General features: G+C 70.7%; 20 protein-coding genes and 3 pseudogenes. 4 read left to right on the top strand and 19 right to left on the bottom strand.

Annotated elements, in window-relative coordinates:
- The 7 genes and pseudogenes from AC2VOR_RS01115 to AC2VOR_RS01085 all read right to left on the bottom strand — a co-directional run.
- Positions 1–582: pseudogene (locus tag AC2VOR_RS01115) on the bottom strand (c-type cytochrome biogenesis protein CcsB); the annotation flags it as partial.
- A complete protein-coding gene (resB, locus tag AC2VOR_RS01110) occupies positions 579–2,156 on the bottom strand; it encodes a cytochrome c biogenesis protein ResB (RefSeq protein ID WP_369741767.1) in 1,578 nt (525 codons plus the stop codon). The pseudogene AC2VOR_RS01115 and the gene resB, both read right to left, overlap by 4 nt.
- Positions 2,157–2,203: 47 nt before the next feature.
- Positions 2,204–2,983: a cytochrome c biogenesis CcdA family protein gene (locus AC2VOR_RS01105; RefSeq protein WP_369740793.1), complete on the bottom strand. Its 780-nt coding sequence runs from the start codon at positions 2,981–2,983 to the stop codon at positions 2,204–2,206.
- The gene (locus tag AC2VOR_RS01100) at positions 2,980–3,591 is read right to left on the bottom strand and encodes a TlpA disulfide reductase family protein (protein WP_369740794.1); all 612 of its coding nucleotides are present in this window, start codon (positions 3,589–3,591) and stop codon (positions 2,980–2,982) included. Before AC2VOR_RS01100 ends, AC2VOR_RS01105 begins: the two co-directional genes overlap by 4 nt.
- A 49-nt stretch (positions 3,592–3,640) precedes the next feature.
- Complete coding sequence (locus tag AC2VOR_RS01095; RefSeq protein ID WP_369740795.1) at positions 3,641–4,249, bottom strand: histidine phosphatase family protein; 609 nt, start codon at positions 4,247–4,249, stop codon at positions 3,641–3,643.
- Positions 4,242–5,570, bottom strand: coding sequence for a glutamate-1-semialdehyde 2,1-aminomutase (hemL, locus tag AC2VOR_RS01090; protein WP_369740796.1), 1,329 nt, complete (start codon positions 5,568–5,570; stop codon positions 4,242–4,244). The genes AC2VOR_RS01095 and hemL overlap by 8 nt, the downstream gene beginning before the upstream one ends.
- 100 nt (positions 5,571–5,670) lie before the next feature.
- Positions 5,671–5,940, bottom strand: a complete 270-nt coding sequence (locus AC2VOR_RS01085; RefSeq protein ID WP_369740797.1) for a hypothetical protein — start codon at positions 5,938–5,940, stop codon at positions 5,671–5,673.
- Between the two features lie 84 nt (positions 5,941–6,024).
- On the opposite strand from AC2VOR_RS01085, the gene AC2VOR_RS01080 reads away from it, so the two are divergent.
- Both AC2VOR_RS01080 and AC2VOR_RS01075 read left to right on the top strand, forming a co-directional pair.
- Positions 6,025–6,420, top strand: coding sequence for a nitroreductase family deazaflavin-dependent oxidoreductase (locus AC2VOR_RS01080; protein WP_486963044.1), 396 nt, complete (start codon positions 6,025–6,027; stop codon positions 6,418–6,420).
- 9 nt (positions 6,421–6,429) lie between these two features.
- Positions 6,430–6,645: pseudogene (locus tag AC2VOR_RS01075) on the top strand (mandelate racemase); the annotation flags it as partial.
- Between the two features lies 1 nt (position 6,646).
- On the opposite strand, the gene AC2VOR_RS01070 reads toward AC2VOR_RS01075, so the two are convergent.
- The 3 genes from AC2VOR_RS01070 to AC2VOR_RS01060 form a co-directional block, all read right to left on the bottom strand.
- A complete protein-coding gene (locus AC2VOR_RS01070; RefSeq protein WP_369740798.1) occupies positions 6,647–8,020 on the bottom strand; it encodes an amino acid permease in 1,374 nt (457 codons plus the stop codon).
- Between the two features lie 125 nt (positions 8,021–8,145).
- Positions 8,146–9,834 (bottom strand): glycine/sarcosine N-methyltransferase, encoded by a 1,689-nt coding sequence (locus tag AC2VOR_RS01065; protein ID WP_486963042.1) that lies wholly within the window; start codon positions 9,832–9,834, stop codon positions 8,146–8,148.
- A 315-nt stretch (positions 9,835–10,149) separates the two neighbouring features.
- Complete coding sequence (locus AC2VOR_RS01060; protein ID WP_486963041.1) at positions 10,150–10,932, bottom strand: alkaline phosphatase family protein; 783 nt, start codon at positions 10,930–10,932, stop codon at positions 10,150–10,152.
- A 152-nt stretch (positions 10,933–11,084) separates the two neighbouring features.
- Here AC2VOR_RS01060 and AC2VOR_RS01055 point away from each other — a divergent pair, with 152 nt between their 5' ends.
- Positions 11,085–11,957 (top strand): alpha/beta hydrolase, encoded by an 873-nt coding sequence (locus tag AC2VOR_RS01055; protein WP_369740799.1) that lies wholly within the window; start codon positions 11,085–11,087, stop codon positions 11,955–11,957.
- 201 nt (positions 11,958–12,158) lie between these two features.
- Here the strand turns inward: AC2VOR_RS01055 and AC2VOR_RS01050 are convergent, their stop codons facing one another.
- Together AC2VOR_RS01050 and AC2VOR_RS01045 are read right to left on the bottom strand one after the other, a co-directional pair.
- Positions 12,159–12,845: an Rv0518 family GDSL lipase gene (locus AC2VOR_RS01050; protein ID WP_369740800.1), complete on the bottom strand. Its 687-nt coding sequence runs from the start codon at positions 12,843–12,845 to the stop codon at positions 12,159–12,161.
- A gap of 103 nt (positions 12,846–12,948) precedes the next feature.
- Complete coding sequence (locus AC2VOR_RS01045; RefSeq protein WP_486963043.1) at positions 12,949–14,193, bottom strand: acyltransferase family protein; 1,245 nt, start codon at positions 14,191–14,193, stop codon at positions 12,949–12,951.
- Between the two features lie 392 nt (positions 14,194–14,585).
- On the opposite strand from AC2VOR_RS01045, the gene AC2VOR_RS01040 reads away from it, so the two are divergent.
- Complete coding sequence (locus AC2VOR_RS01040) at positions 14,586–15,026, top strand: STAS domain-containing protein (protein WP_369740801.1); 441 nt, start codon at positions 14,586–14,588, stop codon at positions 15,024–15,026.
- A gap of 12 nt (positions 15,027–15,038) precedes the next feature.
- Here the strand turns inward: AC2VOR_RS01040 and AC2VOR_RS01035 are convergent, their stop codons facing one another.
- The 7 genes and pseudogenes from AC2VOR_RS01035 to AC2VOR_RS01005 all read right to left on the bottom strand — a co-directional run.
- Positions 15,039–15,299 (bottom strand): hypothetical protein, encoded by a 261-nt coding sequence (locus AC2VOR_RS01035; protein ID WP_369740802.1) that lies wholly within the window; start codon positions 15,297–15,299, stop codon positions 15,039–15,041.
- Positions 15,296–15,811, bottom strand: a complete 516-nt coding sequence (locus AC2VOR_RS01030) for a DUF3093 domain-containing protein (protein WP_369741771.1) — start codon at positions 15,809–15,811, stop codon at positions 15,296–15,298. The genes AC2VOR_RS01035 and AC2VOR_RS01030 overlap by 4 nt, the downstream gene beginning before the upstream one ends.
- Positions 15,812–15,866: 55 nt before the next feature.
- Positions 15,867–16,850 carry a porphobilinogen synthase gene (gene hemB / locus AC2VOR_RS01025; RefSeq protein WP_369740803.1) on the bottom strand — a complete coding sequence of 328 codons (984 nt, stop codon included), beginning with the start codon at positions 16,848–16,850 and terminating at the stop codon, positions 15,867–15,869.
- 94 nt (positions 16,851–16,944) lie between these two features.
- Complete coding sequence (locus tag AC2VOR_RS01020) at positions 16,945–18,624, bottom strand: bifunctional uroporphyrinogen-III C-methyltransferase/uroporphyrinogen-III synthase (protein WP_369740804.1); 1,680 nt, start codon at positions 18,622–18,624, stop codon at positions 16,945–16,947.
- Positions 18,625–18,646: 22 nt separating this feature from the next.
- A complete protein-coding gene (hemC, locus tag AC2VOR_RS01015) occupies positions 18,647–19,594 on the bottom strand; it encodes a hydroxymethylbilane synthase (RefSeq protein WP_369741772.1) in 948 nt (315 codons plus the stop codon).
- 13 nt (positions 19,595–19,607) lie between these two features.
- Positions 19,608–20,987, bottom strand: a complete 1,380-nt coding sequence (locus tag AC2VOR_RS01010; protein ID WP_369740805.1) for a glutamyl-tRNA reductase — start codon at positions 20,985–20,987, stop codon at positions 19,608–19,610.
- 119 nt (positions 20,988–21,106) lie between these two features.
- Positions 21,107–21,209: pseudogene (locus AC2VOR_RS01005) on the bottom strand (glutaredoxin family protein); the annotation flags it as partial.

The raw sequence follows: 21,209 nt of genomic DNA, 5'->3' as shown, positions 1-21,209 counted from the left end.
GCTGGCGATGCCGGCGACCATGAACACCCCCGACCCGAGGCTGACCACCGACACGTGGATGGGCAGCCAGTAGGACTGCAGCGCGGGCATCACCGGGGCCGCGTTGGTGTAGAGCCAGCGGCCCGAAACCGTCAGCAGGATCAGGATCGGCACCAGCAGGAAGACCCACAGCGGGCGGTACTGCGGGCGGCGCAGCACGACGGCGCCGGCGAGCAGGCCGCACAGGCAGGTCAGGTTGATGAACTCGTACATGTTGCCCCACGGCGGGCGCAGGGTGGCCAGACCGCGCAGCACGACGCACGCCACCAGAAGCCCGATGCCGAGGTAGACCACGGCCAGCCCGGCCCGCCCGGTGCGTTCGTCGAACGGCCGCCGGGGGACGTCGTCCACGATGCCGGGAACGGCGCTGTCGACGCCGACGGCACCGGCGAGCACCCGCTCGCGGCGGTCCACGCGCCGCCCGCCCGCGTAGGCCAGCTCGACGGCGAGCAGCAGCAACGCCACCACCAGGGCCACTACGGCCGAGGTGAATGCCCAGTCCGAGTACCGTGCCAGCGTGATGTTGACGTGCAGGGTGTTCATGTGACGTCCACCTGAAGACTCCTCTTGGCGGCCTCGGGGGCCGCGTCCAGTCCGGCGAGCAACCGCTCGCTCAGCCGCTCGAACTCGTCGCCCCATCCGGAGTTGTCGGTGCGTGCCAGACCACCCAGTTCGACGTTCACCGTACCGGGGTCGGTTTCGCCGGCGGGGCTCAGACGCACCCAGACCCGGCGGCGTCGCACCAGCAACGACACGACCAGCCCCGCCATCATCGTGATGGCGAACACCAGCACCCAGGCCTGGCCGGGATCGTGGGACACCTGCAGGTTGACGAACGGCACCGCGCCGTCGAACCGCACGACGGTGCCCGCCGCCGGGCCCGCCTCGATCCGGACCTCCTGGCCGGGGCGCAGGTTGACCCGCTTCTCCCGGGTCAGCCGGTGCTGTTGCAGTAGCCGCGGGTCCAGCGTGAACAGCGACTGGGGCCGCCCGCTGTCCAGGCCGGTGTCGCCGCGGTAGACGTCGATGGCCACCGCCGGGGCGTTCAGAGCCGGGAACCGCGACGACAAAAGGGTGCCATCGAGCTGCTCGGTCGGCGCGAGCAGGCCCTGGATAGCGATCTCGTGCTGGCGGCGTTCCGTCGCGTCGGGGTAGCTGCCGGCGGGCGGGTCGATGCGCACCACGCCCGACGACAACAGGGTGCGCGGGTTGTCGGGCCGCCATTGCACGGTCGACGTGCGGGTCTGCCCGCCCGGGAATATCACGGTGAAGGTGGGCGCGTACCCGTGGCCCTGCAGGTAGACGCGGTCGCCGCCGACGCGCAGCGGATGGTTGACCTCCAGCCGGTACGGGTGCCACGCGTCGGCGCTCAGGTCTCCGCCCGCCTGGTAGTCGATGTCGGCGGCGTAGGAGGTGGCCTGCCCCGACGGCAGGTAGTGGGCCGCGAAGTCGTCCACCCGGATGCAGATGGGGTGCAGCGACGTGCCGTCGACGGTGTTGCCGGCGCGGAACGAGTCGAACGCGGCCGGGGAGGCCGAGCAGAAGCCAGGTCCGCCGTCGGCGATGACGATCACGTTGCCCTCGTAGCCGAACAGCTTGCCGACGGCCACCGCGACCAGCAGGCCCAGCAGCGAGAAGTGGAACACCAGGTTGCCGAATTCGCGCAGGTAGCCCTTCTCCGCGGAGATCTCGACGGTGCCCGGGGTGCCGCCTTCGTGCCGGATCGCCGTGCGCCAGCCCCGCAGCCGGCCCTCGATCGTGTTGGCCAGTGCGTTGAGGTCGCCGATGCCGGCCCCGACGCGGGTGACGGCGTGCTTGGGCAGCCGGGCCAGGTTGCGCGGCGCGGCCACCGGCGTGGCTCGCAGGCTGCGGGCGTGCTCGATCATCCGCGGGGTGAGACAGCCCACCAGGGAGACGAACAGCAGCACGTACACGGCGGTGAACCAGAAGCTGGAGAACACGTCGAAGGCCTGCAGCCGGTCCAGCCACGGGCCGATCACCGGGTGCGACTTGATGTAGTCGTCGACCTTGCCGGCGTTGAGGCTGCGCTGGGGCAGCAGGGCCCCGGGTATCGCGCCGAGCGCGAGCAGGAACAGCAGCACCAGCGCGGTGCCCATCGAGGTCAACGCGCGCCAGGTGTTGCGCGCCCAGGCGAGTACGGCGCTCAAATCGGCAGCCTCACGTCGGAGACGAACGCGTCGCGCAGCCACGACACGAAGTCGTTCCACGCCCCGGTGACCAGCAGCGCGCCGACCGCGATCAGCAGCGCGCCGCCGAACATCTGGATGGCCCGGGTGTGCCGCCGCAGCCAGCCCAGGCCCGCCACCGCCCCCGCCGAGCCGAACGCCAGCGCCACGAACGGGATCCCCAGCCCCAGGCAGTAGGCGATGACCAGCACGATCCCGCGGGCGACGTCGGCGCCCTGGGTGGCCGAGGCCAGCGTGATCACCCCGGTCAGCGTCGGACCCAGGCACGGCGTCCAGCCCAGCGCGAACACCGCGCCGAGCAGCGGCGCGCCGGCGACGGTGGTGAACCGCCGCGGGCTGAACCGCGCCTGGCGCTGCAGCGCCGGGATCAGGCCGACGAACACCAACCCCATCACGATGGTCAGCACGCCGCCCGCCCGCTGCAGCAGCAGCTGGTTGGTGATCAGCGTGGTCGTCATGCCGAGCACGGCGACGGTGCCCAGCACGAACACCGTCGTGAACCCGGCGACGAACAACGCCGCCGACCCCGCGACCCGCCACCGGGCGCCCGGCGGGGCCTCGGTGGCGCCCGGCGGCGGCTGCTCGTCCACCCCGACCACGGCCGCCAGATACGACAGGTAACCCGGCACCAGCGGCACCACGCACGGTGAGGCGAACGACACCAGCCCGGCGAGCAGGCACACGCCGAGGGCCACCACCAGCGGGCCGGCGGCGGCGAGGTGGGCGAAGCCGCTCATCGCGGCGCGGCCTGGCCGGCCGGGGACTCGTGGGCCACCCGCTCCACGACGGGCTGCAGGTCCTGGGCGAGCAGCTCCCGCAGGAACACCGCCGCGACGCGGTGCCGGCGGTCCAGCACCAGGGTGGACGGGATGACGGTGGTGGGGTACTTGCCGCCGAACGCGATGAGCGTGCGCATCGCCGGGTCGTAGATCGACGGGTAGGTCACGTGCCGGTCGTCGACGAAGTCCAGCGCGGCCTGGCGGCTGTTGTCGCGGACGTCGATGCCCAGGAAGGACACCCCCGCGTCGCGGGTGGCGTCGTAGACCCGCTGCAGCTGGCCGATCTCGGCCCGGCACGGACCGCACCACTGTCCCCACACGTTGACGACGACGACGCGGCCGGCGAAGTCGTTCAGCGACAGCATGCGCGCCGGGTCGGCTAGGTCCGGCCCGGACAGCGGGCCCGGGCGGCCGCGGCTGGACGGCGGGTCGTAGTAGATGTCGGTCTTGCCGCCGGGCGAGACGAACTCGAAGGTGCCGCCCTGGGCCACCGCGTCGCGACCGGTGCAGCCGGCGAGCAGGCCCGCCAGCATCATCGCGACCATCGCCAGCCCTCGCACGACCAAGGCGCCACTCCTCCTCATCGCTTTGCTCTGCATCGTCGCCGGCGCACGATCACGGCGCCGCCGGCTCGGAGTACTCGACGTCGACCAGCCGGTCGCCGTCGTAGACGAGCGTGGTGACCGAGGCGAGCCCGCATTCCCGCCGCCGCGGGTCGTGCCAGAGCCGCCTGCCGGTGACGTGCAGCCGCAGCGTCCACACCGGCAGCTGATGGCTCACGCACACCACCTCCTGGCCGGCGCCGCGGGCGCGCGCCTTGTCCACCGCGCTGCTCATCCGCGCAGCGATCTCGGCGTACGGCTCGCCCCACGACGGGGTGAACGGGTCGCGCAGCCGCCACCAGAACCGCGGGTCGCGCCAGGCGCCATCGCCCGGGCTCACGCGGCGGCCCTCGAAGAAGTTGGCCGACTCGATGAGGTCGGGATCGGTGTCCACGGGCAGGTCGTGCCTGGCGGCGATGGGGGCGGCGGTTTCCTGCGCCCGCTGCAGCGGGGAGGCGATCACCGCCGCGATGTCGCGACCGGCCAGCGCGTCGGCGACCGCGTCCGCCTGCGCCCTCCCCCGCTCCGACAGGCGGAATCCGGGCAGCCGGCCGTAGAGGATCCCGCTGGGATTGTGCACCTCGCCGTGGCGGATCACATGCACCCGGGTTTTCTCAGCCATGGGGTCCGTCCTGCGCGGCGGCCGCGCGGGCGGCACCCGGAAGCGCCGCCGCGATCCGGTCGAAGGCGCCCTCGTCCAGCGCGGCCGAGACGAACCACGCCTCGAACGCGCTGCACGGCGGGTAGACGCCCGCGTCGAGCAGGGCGTGGAAGAAGGCGGGGAAGCGCCAGGTCTCGCTGGCGCGCGCGGCGGCGAAGTCGGTCACCGGCGCGTCGGTGAAGAAGACGCTGAACATGTTGCCGGCGCGGGGAATCTGATGCGGCACACCGGCTTCAGTCAACGCCTCGGAGAGCAGCGCGGTCAGGCGGTCGGCGTTGGCGTCCAGCGCGGCGTAGACCGCGTCGTCGGCGGCCCGCAGCGTGGCCAGACCGGCGGCCATCGCGACCGGGTTCCCCGACAACGTCCCGGCCTGGTACACCGGCCCCAGCGGCGCCAGCCGTTCCATCACCTCCGCCCGGCCGCCGAACGCCGCGGCGGGCAGCCCGCCGCTCATCACCTTGCCGAACGTGAACAGGTCGGCGGCGACGGGATCGATTCCGTACCAACCACTTCGGCTGACCCGGAACCCCGTCATCACCTCGTCGGAGATCAGCAGCGCCCCGTGCTCGGCGGTGATCGCGCGCAGCGCCGCGTTGTAGCCGGGCGCCGGCGGCACGACGCCCATGTTGCCCGGGCTGGCCTCGGTGATCACCGCCGCGATCTCTTCGCCGAACCGGGCGAACGTCTGCCGGACGGCCTCGATGTCGTTGTAGGGCAACACGATAGTGTCGGCCGCGGCCGCCCCGGTGACCCCGGGCGAGGACGGCAGGCCCAGCGTCGCCACCCCGGAGCCGGCGTCGGCCAGCAACGCGTCAGCGTGGCCGTGGTAGCAGCCGGAGAATTTGACGAGCTTGGCCCGGCCGGTGAACCCGCGGGCCAGCCGCACCGCGCTCATCGTGGCCTCGGTGCCGGAGTTCACCAACCGGATCCGCTCGACGGCCGACACCCGCCCGATGATCTCGGCGGCCAGCTCGCTCTCGGCCGGCGTGGGCGCGCCGAACGACAGGCCGGAAGCGGCGGCGGTGGCGACGGCGTCGACGACCGCGGGGTGGGCGTGGCCGAGGATCATCGGCCCCCAGGAGCAGACCAGGTCGACGTAGCGGTTGCCGTCGGCGTCGGTGAGCCGGCAGCCGCTCGCCTCGGTGATGAACCGCGGGGTGCCGCCGACGGCGGCGAAGGCGCGGACCGGGGAGTTCACCCCGCCAGGGATGACGGCGCAGGCATCCGCGAACAGACGCGCGGAAACCGCGGTCGACGTCGTCGTCTGCTCCGAACTACCCATGGCCACCAGTGTCCCAGCCGTCTTGACCCGGTCCACTACAGGGTGTAGCAGACCGGCTACATCATGCCCGCCCGCACTCGCCGCTGGCGACCTGCGCAGGTCAATCGGGGTATTGGCGATCGGCCTCCTGGGCCGTCGTCAGGTCGCGGCGCGCGGCCTCGCGTTCCCCTTCGGCCGCCAGCCGGTGGGCGGCGACGTCGCCCAGGCCCTCCTCGACCGCCAGCTCGTGGGCCTCGGCGGCGCGCTCGTGGGCGTGCGCGGCGCGCTTGACGTCCTCCTCGGTGACGGGCCGGTGGGCGGCAAGGTCCCGTTCCCGGCGCGACAGTTCCGCGGCGCGCTGTGCGGCCTTGTCACCCGGCGAGTCGGCCATGCCCGCGAGCATTAGCCCCCCTTTGCCCGTGGATGCGCGCGACAGCTGTTGATGTCGGCCGCCGCCGGCGAGTTGGATGTCGGTATGCAACTTCCGCAAGGGCTCGCTCGCTTCAACCGACGTGTCACCAACCCCGTGCAGCGGATGTGGGCCGGCTGGGCTCCCACGTTCGCCATCGTCGAGCACACCGGCCGGCGCTCGGGCAAGCCGTACCGCACGCCTGTCACCGTCTTCAGCGCCGAGATCGACGGCAAGCCCGGCGTGGCCATCCTGTTGACCTACGGCCCCGACCGCGACTGGCTCAAGAACCTCACCGCCGCGGGAGGCGGGCGGATGCGCCGCTACGGTAAGGCTTTTGGTGTGATCGACCCGCGCGTGGTGCCGAAGGCCGAGGCGGCGGAGCACGTCGTTCCCCGGTGGCAGCCGATTTTCCGGAGACTGCCGTTCGAGCAGGCAGTGCTGCTGACTCGGACCCCCTGAGAACGCGCGATGCGGATCACCGCGATCCTCGAGCGCCGGGTAACGCTGCACAGCGCACCCGCCAACGCCGTCGTCGACTTCTCGCACCACGCCGTCTCGCTCGTCGCGCTGCGCAGCGACGTCGTCCGCGGCGGAAGGCCCGTGACGGGCGTGGCCTTCGACTCGATCGGCCGCTTCGCCCAGAGCGGCATCCTGCGCGACCGGATGATCCCGCGGCCCACTGCGCCTAGTTCGCACAGTCGCCCAACGGTTTCGGGCGCCGCCCGGCGGGGACGTGCGCCGGGGCGGCCGGCGCCGCGGTCTGCGGGTCGCGCCGGCCGCGCCGCCACCGGGCGAGAACGTACAGCGCGATCACGACGGCCCAGGACAGCAGGCCGAGCCAGAACTGGCTGCGCGCCGCCGGATCGAACGCCATGCGCGCCAGCACCGCGACGAGTCCGGCCACCGTCAGCAGCGACAGCACCGGGTACAACCACATCCTCACCGGCAGCCGCTCGGGCGGCGTCCGGCGGCGCAGCACGATCTGGGACACCGCGATCAGCACGTAGACGAACAGGACGATGGTGCCCGAGGAATTCACCAGGAAGATGAACACCGTGTCGGGCGCGACCCACGCCATGACGACGCAACCGAACCCCACCCCCGAGGAACCCAGGATGGCCAGCGCGGGAACCCCGCGCGCGCTGATCTTGACCAGGCGGGCCGGCGCCTCGCCGCGGGTGGCCAGGGTGAATAGCATGCGCGACGAGCTGTACAGGCCCGAGTTCAGGCACGACAGCACCGCGGTGAGCACCACCGCGTTCATGAACTGGTCGGCGCCGGGAATCCCCATGTGCCGCAACGCCGCCACATAGGGGGAACTGCCGGGCTGCACGGCGTTCCACGGCAACACCACCACGATCACGAACACCGAGCCGACGAAGAAGACCCCGATCCGCGCCAGCACGGAGTTCATCGCCCGCTGCACCGCGCGTTCGGGGTCACGACTTTCGGCCGCGGCGATGGTGACCACCTCGGTGCCGGTCATCGAGAAGACCACCACCACGATCGCGGTGAACACCGCACCCACACCCCTGGGGAAGAACCCGCCGTGGGCGGTGAGGTTGGAGAAGTCCATCGGGTGGCCGGGCACGAGCCCGAAGGCGAACGCCGCGCCGAGCAGCAGGAACGCCACGATGGTCGCCACTTTGATTCCGGCGAACCAGAATTCGAACTCGCCGAAGGACGACACCGAGAACAGGTTCGTCGCGGTCATCAACGTCATCAGGCACAGCGACGTCAGCCACAGCGGCGCGTGGAACCAGTAGTTGACGACCTTGCCGCCGGCCACCGCCTCGAACCCCACGACGATCACCCAGAAGTACCAGTACAGCCAGCCGACGGAGAACCCGGCCCAGCCGCCGAGGGCCTGCGCCGCGTAGTCGGCGAACGAACCGGTCACAGGGTTCGCGGCGGCCATCTCGCCGAGCATGCGCATCACCAGCACGATCAGCGCGCCGCAGAGCGCGTAGGTGACGAACACGGCGGGGCCGGTGGCGCGGATGGCCACGCTGGATCCCACGAACAGTCCGGCGCCGATCACACCGCCGATGGCGATCATGTTGAGCTGCCGCTGCGACAGCCCCCGGTGCAGTGCTGGCTCGGTGTCGATTACGTCACCCTTCCGCGCCCTTCCGCGCCCTTCCGCAAGCTGAGCAATTCACGATACCGGCCGGCGCGGCGGACTCAGCTGGGCTTACGGAAGTGTTGGACGCCCCAGGCCAGGTGACCGTCGTCGGCCGCGCTCACCCAGTTCTTCAACCCCACCTGCATGTTGTCGAGGTACTCCGCCGACGCCTTCTCCTCGAGTTCGCCGCGCCGGGCCTCGAGCTCCTCGAGCACGCGCTGATAGTGGGTGCGCAGGTTGCCGACCAGGTCGATCTGGTCGACCACCTCGAAGCCCACCGCGTGCGCCGCCTCGCGGTAGAAGCGCATCGATCCCAGGTCCGACAGGTTCAGCCGGTCGTAGACGGGTTGCAGCACCCCGTCGGGGACGTCGTCGGCCTGCATCGGGTCGGTGAAGATCAGCTCGCCGCCGGGCTTGAGCACCCGGAACGCCTCCTCGAGCACCTTGCGGCGGTCGGCGGCGTGCAGGATCGCGTCCTGGGACCACACGACGTCGTAGCTGCCGCCCGGTGCGGGGACGTCATCGAAGCTGCCGTGCAGCACCCGGACCTTGTCTTCCAGGCCGGCGTGACGGTTCTTGTCCCGGTTGGTCTCGTTCTGCACCTCCGAGAGGTTGAGGCAGGTGACCGAACAGCCGTGCTCCCTGGCGATGTGCCGCGCGGACCCGCCGTAGCCGGACCCCAGGTCCAGCACGCTGGTGTCGGCATCGACCTTCGACAGCCGGCCGATCATGCGGTTGGCGGTCTCGACGCCGGCCGTCCCGATGTCGCGGGTGTTCTCGTAGCAGCCGACGTGGATATCCTCGCCGCCCCAGACCATCGAGTAGAACGCGTCGGCGTCGGCGCTGTCGTAGTAGGCCTCCGGCTCGGCGTTGCTGTCGGTCAGGCCTCTTTCGCTCTCTGGTCCTTCCCCCCCGTCGCCGTGGATCGATTTCTCCGCAATGTGGACGAAGAAATCGGGCTCGGTGTCCTCGTATGTTTCCTGAAAGTCGCCGTACGTGCGCACGGTGGTGAATCCCGCTTCGAACATCAGGCGGCGAACGTAAGACTTTCGCAGCGGAAACATGTTCAATGTGTATTCGGCACCGTCCGGGAACGTGTATTTGAAACGCGCCAGACCGTCGTCGACGTACTCCGGTTCCGCGGAGACCCGATCGCCGCAATAGTAGTATTTGTGCTTCGACTTGAAACCGTGGTCCAGGATTTCGTCGTAATTGCGCTGGTCGAGGATCAGAATTCCGTCGTGGCGCAATGCGGCATAGAATTCGGCCAGCGCCCGGCGGCGATCGTGCTCCTCGTGCAGGTGGGTGAAAGAGTTGCCGAGGCAGATGATGGCGTCGTATTTGCCCTGGATGCCCCGGTTCAGCTCCCGCCAGTCGGCCTGGACGGTCCTGATGATCAGACCGCGCTTCCTGCCGTTCTCAAAGGCCTTGGCCAGCATCGCCGCCGAACCGTCGGCACTGGTCACGTCGAAACCCGCCTGGGTCAGGCGGACCGAGTGGAAGCCGGTGCCGGTGGCGACGTCGAGGACGTGGTGCTTGCCCCGTGCGCGCAGGACATCGACAAAAAACCGGCCCTCGGATTCGGCGCGAGCATCCCAGTCGATCAATTGATCCCATTTTTCGACGAAGCTCATCACATATTCGGCACGATATAACCCGGTCTCACGGTTGGACAACGGATCATCACCGTAAACTTGGTCGTGTAACTCGAGTTCTACGTTCTCCCGCGGGGCGGATATACTAGTCATCTAACCTTTCTTTCCAGTCGCCCGACACAATCTGCAACTCGGTGGCGCGTTCGGTGCGCCTACAGTCACGGAATGCGCCGCCGCCCGCCCCCGAGCCGTGAGCGAACTCAGTGCCGGTGCATTCCGTCGAGCGAAAACGACGTGGTCCGGGTTGAGTCCCATTCGTGCCATTTCACACGCGAAACTGTCCGCACGACCCGTCACTCTCACACCGGCCCCTGAGTGTAGCGGTAGCCGTGTGCAACTGTGAACCACGGTCACAATTACGAAACGGCGAACATTGCGGGCGGGACCGGTTGCCGGGGCCGCCCCTCGCTACCGCGGGTTGCCGGTGTGCGGGTCGAGCCGCAGCGCCGGCTGCGCCGGTCCGCTGAAGTCGAACATCGCGGCCAGCGAACCGGCGCGTTCGTCGAACGAGTGGTCGCCGACGCGGCCGGTGTCCCAGTTGTCCTCGACGAACCGCAGGATCGACGCCTGGTCGGTCCCCTGGCCGCCGCCGGCGTCACCGATGACCGTGTGCGGCGGGAACGATCGGCCGTGCGGTATGAACCTCGTTGTGACGCCGTGGGTCTGGCCCGAGATCAGGTTGAGGTGTCCGGGCGTCGAGGGTCCGAAGGTGGTGCCGTAGAAGTTGTCGCTCAACGAGTAGTGCTGGGCGTAGTTCCACAGCGCAGTCAACGTGTTGCCGTCGTAGTAGCCCATCACCAGACCGGGCGCACCGAACGCCGGCGGGGGGCACAGCCCGCTCTCGGTGTTCTCGACGAAGCGGTCCATGACACCGCCGTCAAAGGCCAGTTGTTCGGCCCGGTAGGCGTGGTCCTGGTCGCAGGTCACCTGCTGACCGGGTCCGCCCAGGCGCCTCGGCTGTGCCGCGTTGGGGTTGTGCGACAACAACTCCGGGGTGAGACCGTCGACCGCCGGGGTGCCCACCGCGGCCGTGAAGGGCTGCCCGTCGACGTTGGCCGCGTGGGCGTAGGTCCCGAAATAGCGGTCGAACGCCACGTTCTCCTGGAACAGCATCACCAGGTGGTGGATGGGCGTGGCGGTCGCGGCGCGGGATGACGGGCGCAGGACGCGACGACGACGAGCGCGCCGCAACGCCGTACCGCCCCGCGCCAGAGTACGACCGACCCCAACCCGCGACGTCGCGAACCGCCCGCGGCACCGAATGTCACCCTTTCGTGACCGGTTCATCACGAAACCGGTCACGCGGCGTGCCCGGCGGGGTTCAGATCGGTCGGCGCGGCAGCATGACGCGCGTGGCTGACGTGAATCGCCGTGCGCTGTTGCGCATCGGCGCCGGTGCCGGCGCGGCCGCCGCCGGTGTGTGGGCGCTGAGCGCGCTGCTGGACCCGCTGGAGCCGCGGGCGGCGCCGCAGCCGCAGGCACCGGCACCGTTCGAGCCCTCGACCGCGGGAACGACCCTGCCGACCCGGCTGACCGGCTCGTTCGTCTCCGCCGCCCGCGGCGGCATCAGGACCAACTGGGTCATCGCCCTCCCGCCGGGCCAGAGCGCACCGCTGCGTCCGGTGATCGCGCTGCACGGAGTGGACGGCGACGCCAACCAGATGCTCGACGTCGGCGTCGAGAACGGGCTCGCCCAACTGGTCAGGGCGGGCCGCCCGCCGTTCGCGGTGGTGGGCGTGGACGGCGGCAACACCTACTGGCACCGGCGGGCGTCGGGCGTGGACTCCGGCGCCATGGTGCTCAACGAGCTGCTGCCCATGCTCACCTCGATGGGCATGGACACCTCCCGGGTGGCTTTCATGGGATGGTCGATGGGCGGCTACGGCGCGCTGCACCTGGGCGCCAAGCTGGGACCGGCCCGCACCGCCGGGATCTGCGCGATCAGCCCGGCGCTGTTCACCTCGTTCGCGACCAGCGATCCCGGTGCGTTCGACAGCTACGACGACTGGGTGCAGAACAGTGTGCTGGGCGTGCCGGCGCTGTCGCAGATCCCGCTGCGGGTCGACTGCGGCACCTTCGACCGCTTCGCCTTGGCCACCCGCCAGTTCGTCGGCCAGCTCACCGCCCCGCCGTCGGGCAGCTTCTCGCTGGGCGGCCACGACATGTTCTATTGGCGCGGGCAGCTGCCCGGCGAGCTGGCCTGGCTGGCGGCCTAGCCGAGACACCGCAGGAATGAACTTCAACCGACGAGTCAACGTCTCAGCAGTGAAAGGGTTTTGGAGGTTTCACGGATGACTCCGTTGCTGCTGGTATGCATCGCGGCCGCCACCCCCGTCGTGGGGGCCGGCCTGGTCCGGCTGCAGGAACGCCTCGAGCAGTGGGACTACGAACGGCACGCGGAGGACTGACCCGCCCGCTCACCGGGGCAGCTGCATGCGGATCAACGGCGCGATCTTGTCCGCCAGGTACTGGTGGCCCGCGTCGGTGGGGTGCACGCCGTCCGCGCCGATCAGGTCGGGCCGGTCGAAGAACCAGCGGTCGCCGATCGGGTCGACGAAAGCCGCCCCGGCGGCCCGGGCCTCGGCGTTGAGCACGTCGCGGATCGCCAGGATGGCCTTGGGCACGTCGGCGCTCGTCCACGGCGGCCCGATCACCAGAAGCCGCGCCGTCGGCGCCAGGTGCCGCGCCAGATCGAAGGTGTCGTGCGACTTTCCGGCCAGCATCCCCAGATCGGCACCCTGGTCGTTGCGGGAGCCGAAGAACACCACCAGCGCGTCGTCGGGCTGGACCGCGCGCGCGGTCAGATCCTCGAAGATGCTGCCGTGGTCGCCGAGCACGACGTAGCCGGCCCTGCCCTCGGCCGACACGTCGGGCGCGATGCGCACGCCCTCGCCGGCCAGCGTGCGCCACACCCGCGCGGTCCAGGAATACGGGCCCAGGCCGCCCTCGTCGGTGCCGGTGGTGTACGAGTCGCCGACGACCGCGATGCGGTAGACCCGGGTGTCCACGGTGTCGAAGGCCCGTGCCCCCGCCGGCCGCGCCAGCTGCCCAAAGACCACGAGCACACACGCGAGGCCGGCGACGATCGTGGCCCGACGACCCACTGCCACCTCCCCTGTGAACGGCGCCGCACGTGCTACCTACGGAATCGTACGAAGAAACCGGGACGGAACTCGCGGGCGACGTCCCGCGTGTCCTGCGGGCCGGTCACACCGCCCGGGCCGAAATCGCCTCCCGGGCACGATCGATCTGGTGGACTCGGGGGCTCGCCGGTTCGCCGGGACGGGTCGGCGCCTGCGCGGGCTTGCCGCCGACCATGCTGCGCATCCAGCGCCGGGCGGGTTCTTCGACGAAGTGATACATCAGGGCCGAGAAAGCCAGGGCGATCGCGAGCAGGCCGAGGACGTTCCACCTCCACGGATCGTCCTGCTCCCACGGGGTGAGGTTGAACTGGATCACGGCCCAGGTCCATGCCGTGTGCACCAGCTCGTGGACCATGTAGAGGCAGAACGAGATCTGCCCGCCGTAAACCAACACCCGGGCCGACAGCAGCCTCGGCAGGCTGCCCACGCCGATCGCCAGCGTCATCACCAGCGGGACGAACAGCACGTCGACCACCCCGCCGCTGTCGTTCTCCACGACTCCGGATATCGGGTGCGCGTGCAACCAGTAGAGGACACCCACCATGGCGGCCAGCAGTGCCAGCGAGACGTACCCCGCGGCGCGCCGGGTGCGATCGGTCAGCCGCAGCCTGCGCACGGCGGCGCAGGCCAGCGCGCCCGCGGTGAACTGCGTGACGATCCGCGGCAGCCAGCTCCACGGGGTGTAGAAGTGGCCGCTGACCAGCAGCAGCACCACCGGCGGCAGCGTCGCCGCGCAGGCCAGCACCGCCAGGCTGCGCGCCCGCGTGGCGTGCGTCATCCGGAAGACCACCAGGACGAGCGCCCCGAACAACACGTAGGCCAGCCATTCGGCGCTGATCGACCAGGCCGGCCCGTCCCAGCTCGACCCGTCGAAGAACGGCTGAAACCACAACTGCACCAGCAACACCTGCCGTATGTAGCTGATCGCGGTGAAGTCGGCGACGTCGGGTGAGGGCACCCGGCCGACGTGCAGGGTGAAGATCACCCACAGCGCGGCCAGGTGCAACGTGACCAGATACACCGGCCACACCCTGGCCAGCCGCAGCCACAAAAAGTGCGCGGTGGCGCGCGTCGACCACGTCCGCCCCATGCGGTCGAGGTAGTTCCACGCCAGGACGAACCCGCTGAGCATGAAGAACAGGTCGACGCCCTGCGCGCCGCAGTTGAGCACGGGCGCCAGCGAGTCCACGAAGTCGGGGGAGGCGTCGGCCAGCATCGGCCGGAAGTGGAACAACACCACCCACACCGCGGCGACGATGCGGAGTCCGGTGAGAGCCTTGATCTCGCCCTTGATCGCTCCGGTGCGCACGCTGCTCTTTCCGTTGGACTGTGCCGTTGCCGGCCGATTGCCCAACTCCTCCGCGCGCCGCTGCGGCGCGCGCATGCTTTCTCCAAGCCCCCTGACCCGGCAACCGACAGCCCTGGCAGCCTAACAGCGAGCACGCCGGGGCGGGGTGAGGACCGCCGGTGCGGCCCCGGTCAGCCCGGCCGGGGCGTCCCGTGGCGGTTTGCCGGCGACCGAAACGGCCCCGCACCGCCGTTTTCGGCCCTTTTCTGGGGCCCGGAATCCTCTTCTTAGTGAAGAGTTAGACGGGGTTGTCGGTCTCCTTAATTTGGGGGGTAACCGTACTACTACCAGGCTTGGTCGGCGTCGACTCGGCCTCCAGAGATTTCGTGTGGAGCACGGAGAACGAGGAGATCATGACGATCGCAGACATCAGGACTCGACAGGGGAACAGCACCTTCGTCTACGGCGGCGCGCAGCTGCGGGCCCACTGCCGTCATCTGGCGACGGTGGTCACCATCCGCGGGGAGGTCGACGCCGGCAATGCCGAGGGCATCGGCGAACACCTGCGGCGCTTCGTCCTCGGCGAGAGTCCTGTGGTGCTCGACATGAGCGAGGTGCACGCCTTTGCCGCGCCCGTGGTCTCGCTGCTCTTCACGCTCGACGAGCAGTGCCGTGCCGCCGGGCTGGAGTGGGTGCTGGTCGCCAGCACCGCGGTAACCGACGCGCTCGGAGACGACGGTTCGCGGGCGCGGTTCCCGGTCGCCGACTCGGTGCGCCAGGCGCTGCACGACCTTGCCGACGGCATCGCCAGCCGCCGTCAACTGATGCTGCCGCTGGTGCGCAAGACCGCGTAGCATTTTCGCCCGTCAGCCGTCGCGGCGCGCCCGCAGCGCCCGGGACGTCCCGGCGACCATCAGCACCCCCCCGGCTGTCGCCAAAACCAGGGTCAGCAACAGCAGCTGCGGGTTGTACACCAGCGATGTGGTGAAGGGCTGGCCGTCCGCGATCGGGGCGACACGTTGCATATGGCTCGCGTGCGGCCAGCTCAGCCCGGCGCCCACCAGCGCCACACAGGCCAGGCCGAGCTCGATCAGGGCACGATAGGGCGCCCGGCGCCGTGCACTCACCGCTGCGCCCCGGCGCCGTCGTCGTCGCGGTCGGCGGTGGTGGCCTCGGGCGGTTGCACCCGCTCCTGGACCAGCGGCGTCAGCGCCTCCCGCAACTGCCGGTGGCGCCGCGCCCACGCCTGCGCCGTGCGGCCCCCGGTGAGCTTGAGCCCGATGCCGATCCGGCCACGCGGGACGCCGACCAGTTCGCCGAGCGCCCGCGCCGACTGCCACTTGGCCAGCTCCTTGCCCGACTTCTCGTGGTTCTCCGGCTCCGGGTACACCTTGAGGATCTCGCGCACCAGCAGGGTCTCGGTGCCCTGACGCAGCGTGTCCTCGGTGAGCTCCACCGAGACGTGGATCCGCGCCGCCTTCACCTGCAACGCCACGAACGCCGACACCATCACCAGGAAGATGACCGGGGTCAGCAGCTGCACCCCGGCCCCGCTCCACTCCTCGATCAGGATCATCGACACCGCCGCGAACGGCCCGGCCAGCACCCAGTACCACCTGGCGCCGGGCTCGTAGAACAACGGCTTCTCCCTGGTGCCCCTCGCCGATGTCTTCGATGTCACAGCACGTCCCGTCTCACGAAAGCCAGCCCGCCGCTGCGGCGGCCCAGTAGGTGAGCACGATATCGGCTCCGGCGCGCCGGATGCTGGTCAACGACTCCAGCGCCGCGGCCCGACCGTCGATCCAGTCGTTCGCCGCGGCGGCGCAGATCATCGCGTACTCCCCCGACACCTGGTAGGCGGCCACCGGCACCGGCGAGACGCCGGCCGCCGCGGCGACCACGTCCAGGTACCCCAGCGCGGGCTTGACCATCACGATGTCGGCGCCCTCGTCCAGGTCCAGTTCGATCTCGCGCAGCGCCTCCCGCGCGTTGCCCGGCTCCTGCTGGTAGGTGCGGCGGTCCCCGGACAGGCTCGAGCACACCGCTTCCCGGAACGGGCCGTAGAAGGCCGAGGCGAACTTCGCGGCATACGCCAGGATCGCCACGTCGGTGTGGCCCGCGGCGTCCAGGCCGTCGCGGATCGCCGCCACCTGGCCGTCCATCATCCCGCTCGGCGACACCACGTGCGCCCCCGACTCCGCCTGCGCCACAGCCAGTTCGACGTAGCGGGCGACGGTGGCGTCGTTGTCGACCCGGCCCCGGCCGTCGACCACGCCGCAGTGCCCGTGGTCGGTGAACTCGTCGAGGCAGGTGTCGGCCATCAACACGGTTTCGTCGCCGAGATCCTTGGCCAGATCGCCCAGGGCCACGTTGAGAACACCGTCAGGGTCGGTGCCGGCCGACCCGGCCGGGTCCTTGTCCTGCTCGCGCGGCACCCCGAACAGCATCAGCCCGCCCACCCCGGCGGCGACCGCGGCGGCGGCGGCGCTGCGCAGCGAATCCCGGGTGTGCTGCAACACGTCCGGCATCGACGGGATCGGCCGCGGTTCGTCGATCCCGTCGGCGACGAACATTGGCAACACCAGATGCCTTGGCTCCAGCGATGTTTGCGCCACCAGGCGACGCAGCGCCGGGGTGGAGCGGAGCCGGCGCGGACGCTGCCGCGGGTAGGGGCTCATGACGCGTGTCGGCCGCGAGCGTGCGCAGAATGCCGGTCCCGACGGCGTGTCGGCGCACAGACACGCACGCTCGCGACGGGGGCGCTCGCCGCCACTAACGCCTGCGGCTCTTCTTGCGCGGCGGCGGCAGCGCGCCCTCGGCGCGCAGGCGCGCGGCGTGTTCGGCCAGGGCGTCCACCAGCGGGCCCACCGCGGCGATCTCGGGCTGGACGTCGACCCGCAGACCGAACTCCGCGGCCGTCTCGGCCGTCTTGGGTCCGATGCAGGCGATGATGGTCCGCGCGTGCGGCTTGCCGGCGATGCCGACCAGGTTGCGCACCGTGGAGCTGGAGGTGAAGCACACCGCGTCGAAGCCGCCCGTCTTGATCATCTCGCGGGTGGCCGCCGGCGGCGGCGCGGCCCGCACGGTGCGGTAGGCGGTGACGTCCTCGATCTCCCAGCCGCGGTCGCGCAGCCCCTCGGCGAGCGTCTCGGTGGCGATATCGGCGCGCGGCAGCAGGACCCGGTTCACCGGGTCGAAAATGCTGTCGTAGGGCGGGAATTCGTCCAGCAGGCCGAGCGAGGACTGCTCCCCGGCCGGCACCAGCTCGGGGCTGATCCCGAACGCACGCACCCGGTCGGCCGTCGACTCGCCGACGCAGGCGATCTTCACCCCGGAGAACGCCCGGGCGTCCAGGCCGAATTCGCCGAACTTCTCCCACACCGCGCGCACCGCGTTGGTCGAGGTGAACACCACCCACTGGAAGCGGCCGTCGACCAGGCCCTTGACGGCACGCTCCATCTGCGCGGGGCTGCGCGGCGGCTCCACGGCGATGGTGGGCACCTCGATCGGCAGCGCGCCGTAGGACGTCAACCGCTCACTCATCTCGCCGGCCTGGTCCTTGGTGCGGGGCACCAGCACCGTCCAGCCATAGAGCGCGCGGCTCTCCCACCAGTTCAGCTTCGCCCGGTTGCTCACCGTCTTGCCGATGGTGACCACCAGCGGGCCGGTCTGGGGTTCCCTGCCATTCCCGCCGGGCGGGCCCGCGGCGTCGATGCCCGCCAGGACACCCGGATCGCTCAGCCCCTGCAGCGTGGTCTCCACCGAACGCTGCTGGCAGGTGGTGCCGTGTGCGGTCACCACGCACGGGGTGGTTTCGGCCAGTTCGTGCTCGATCAGCGTGCGGGCCGCCTCGGGCAGGTGCGAGGCGGTGGCCTGCAGGATCAGCGGCCCCGGGGCCGCGGCCAGCGCGTCCCAGTCGACGTGCGGGTCGCGCACGTCGGCGACGGTGTGCGCCGAACCCAGCGGAAGCCCCGCATACGTCGGGACCGCGCTGGCCGGCGACAGGCCGGGAACGATCTCGATGTGCAGGTGGGTGCGCGCGACCGCGTTCACCTCGGTGATGACCGCGTCGAGTGTCAGCGGATCACCGGCGACCAGCCGCACCACGTCGGTGCCGGAGCGGGCCTCGGCGGTCAGCGTCTTGGCGACCTCGGCCGGCTCCCCCAGGGCCGGGCGGATGTCGGGGCCGCCGGGAACCACCGCGGGCGTGGCCCGGTCGTGACCACCGTCGGCGTCCGCCGGCACCGGATCGGCCGGCGCCGGACCGGACACGGGCGGCAGGTCCCTGCCGATCAACGCCAGCACCGCATCGGGCACATCGGGATCGGTGAACACCACCGCCGCGTTGGCCAGCACCGCGGCGGCCCGCGTGGTCAGTAGCCCGGGGTCGCCCGGGCCGGAACCCACGAAAGTGATGCGGCCCGGCCTCGGCTTACGCCCTCGCGTCGTCATTGTCGCTCCCACGTCGTTCGACTCAATCTTCTTGCGCCGGATCCGGCCGCACTCCGCGCATCAGCTCCCGGGCGCCCAGTTCGAACAGCTCCCCCGCGACCGAGAGCCCCAGCTCCCGTGCCCGACCGGGTGTGCCGATGCCGGACGCACGGATCACGTCGGATCCGTCCAGCGCCGCCACGCAACCGCGCAGCGACAGCTCTTCGAAGACGCGGCCGTCCTCATCGATGGACTCGACCACCTCGGCGATCGCACCCACCGGTGCGGAGCAACCGGCCTCCAGTTCGGCCAGCAGGGCCCGCTCCGCGGTGACCGCGGCGCGGGTGTCGGCGTCGTCCAGCTCGGCCAGCACTGCCACCAACCGGCTGTCACCGGCGCGGCACTCCACGGCGAGCGCGCCCTGCGCCGGTGCGGGCAACATCTGTACCGGCTCCAACGTCTCGGTGACATCGTCGAGGCGGCCCAGCCGGGCCAGGCCGGCCCGCGCCACCACGACGGCGTCAAGATCACCACTTCTTACCCTGTTCAACCTGGTATCTAGGTTGCCTCGTAGGGGGCGAATTTCCAAACCGAGACCCAATGCTCTAAGCTGCGCGGCCCGCCGCGGCGACGACGTGCCCACCAGCGACCCCGCCGGCAACTCCCCGAGGACCAGTCCGTCACGGGCCACCACCGCGTCGCGGGGGTCGTTGCGCGGCGGGATCGCCGCGATCGTGAACCGCGGGTCGTCGGCGGTCGGCAAATCCTTGTGCGAGTGCACCGCGGCATCCACGCGGCCGTCGTCGATGGCTTCGCGCAACGCGGTGGTGAACACGCCCACCCCGAGGGTCTCGATCGGCGCCGACGAGCGGTCGCCAACCGTGCTGATGGTCACCAGTTCCGCGGGATGGCCATTGGCGATCAGCGCGTCCCTGACGGTCGCGGCCTGGGTGGTGGCCAACAGACTGCCCCGGGTGCCTATCCGGATCACGTTCGCCAATCGGCTACTCGCCGGACTGTGGCGGCATATCCGCGTCGAATCCGCTTGATATGAAAGTCAATTCACCCGCAGCAACGGCGGCCACGGAGTCCACGGCGGTCGGGTCGAGTTCGAAGAGCTCGCGCAGGGCCTCGGCGTAGCTGTCGCCGCCGGGTGCGCTGGCCAGCTGCTTGATCCGGACGGTGGGCGCGTGCAACAGCTTGTCCACCACCCGCCGCACGGTGCGCGCCACCTCCTCGCGCTGGGCGCTCTCCAGGCCGGGCAGCCGGTTGTTCAGGCGCAGCAGTTCGGCCTCCACGACATCGGCGGCCCGCTGGCGCAACGCCGTCACCGTGGGGGTGACCTCGGCCATCCGCTGCCCCGCCAGGTAGGCGGCGACCTCGGCCGCGACGATGTGGCGGGCGGCGTCGACGTCGGTGGTCGCGGCGTGGGCCGAGGGCTCGTGCTGGATGCGGGCGACGTCGACGACCCAGACTCCGGGCAGCCCGGCCACCGCGGGGTCGACGTCGCGGGGCATACCCAGGTCGCAGATCACCAGCGGCTCGGCGGCCTCGTCCCGCTGCGCCGCGGCAAGCGCGTGATGCACGTCGGCCAGCGACACGACCGGGCTGACGGCCCCCGTGCAGCTGACGACGACGTCGGCCTGCGCCAGCGCCTCGGGCAGGCGTTCCAGCGGCAGCGCGTCGGCGTGGGCGCCGGTTTCCCGGATCTTGCGGGCCAGCCGTTGCGCCCGCGACAGCGACCGGTTGAGCACGTGGACGCGGCCGATGCCGGCCCGGGTCAGATGCGCCGACGACAACGCACCCATCGCCCCGGCGCCGATCACCACGGCGGTCTTGCCGGCCAGTCCGCCCAGCCGGCGTTCGGCCAGGTCCAGGGCGACCGAGACGACCGAGGCGCCGGCGGCGTCGATGCCGGTCTCGGAGTGCACCCGCTTGCCCACCGACAACGCCCGCTGGGCCAGCTCGTGCAGGACCCGGCCCACGGTGCGGTTGGCTTCGGCGCCGGCATACGCGCGGCGCACCTGACCGAGCACCTGTTGCTCGCCGACGACCGCCGAGTCCAGCCCGCTGGTCACCGCGAAGAGGTGCTCGACGGCGGCCTCGCTGTAGCGGACGTAGGCGAACTTGGTCAGGTCGGCCATCGACATGCCGGAGTGGTCCGACAGCACCTGCCCGATGACCGCCAACCCGCCGTGGAAGGCGTCGACCACCGCGTACACCTCGACCCGGTTGCAGGTCGAGAGCACCATCGCCTCGGTCACCAGCGGGGACTGCAGCATCCGATCGACGATCTTGACCTGATCGGATTCGTCGATGCTGAGTTGTTCCAGGACGGAGACCGGCGCACTGCGGTGCGAAACCCCGAAAAGCAGGATGCTCACGGCAGCATCACCTGGCCAGCTCCCTTGCTCGGTCAGCTACTGAAGTTGACATCCACGGTAGTCGGTTCCGAGGTGGCCTACCAAATAAATGCCCGGCGACCTCCGGCTTCGGGGCGTCCTCAGCGCGCGAGATCGGCGCGCAGCCGGGGCTCGTCGATCTCCCAGTAGCTGTGCTCGCGGCCGTCGAGCAGGATCACCGGCAGCCGGTCGCCGAACTCGGCC

The sequence above is a fragment of the Mycobacterium sp. TH-M103 genome (genome assembly GCF_057473785.1).
Note: the sequence above shows the minus strand (reverse complement) of the source record. Positions and strands in the feature narration are given on the sequence as shown.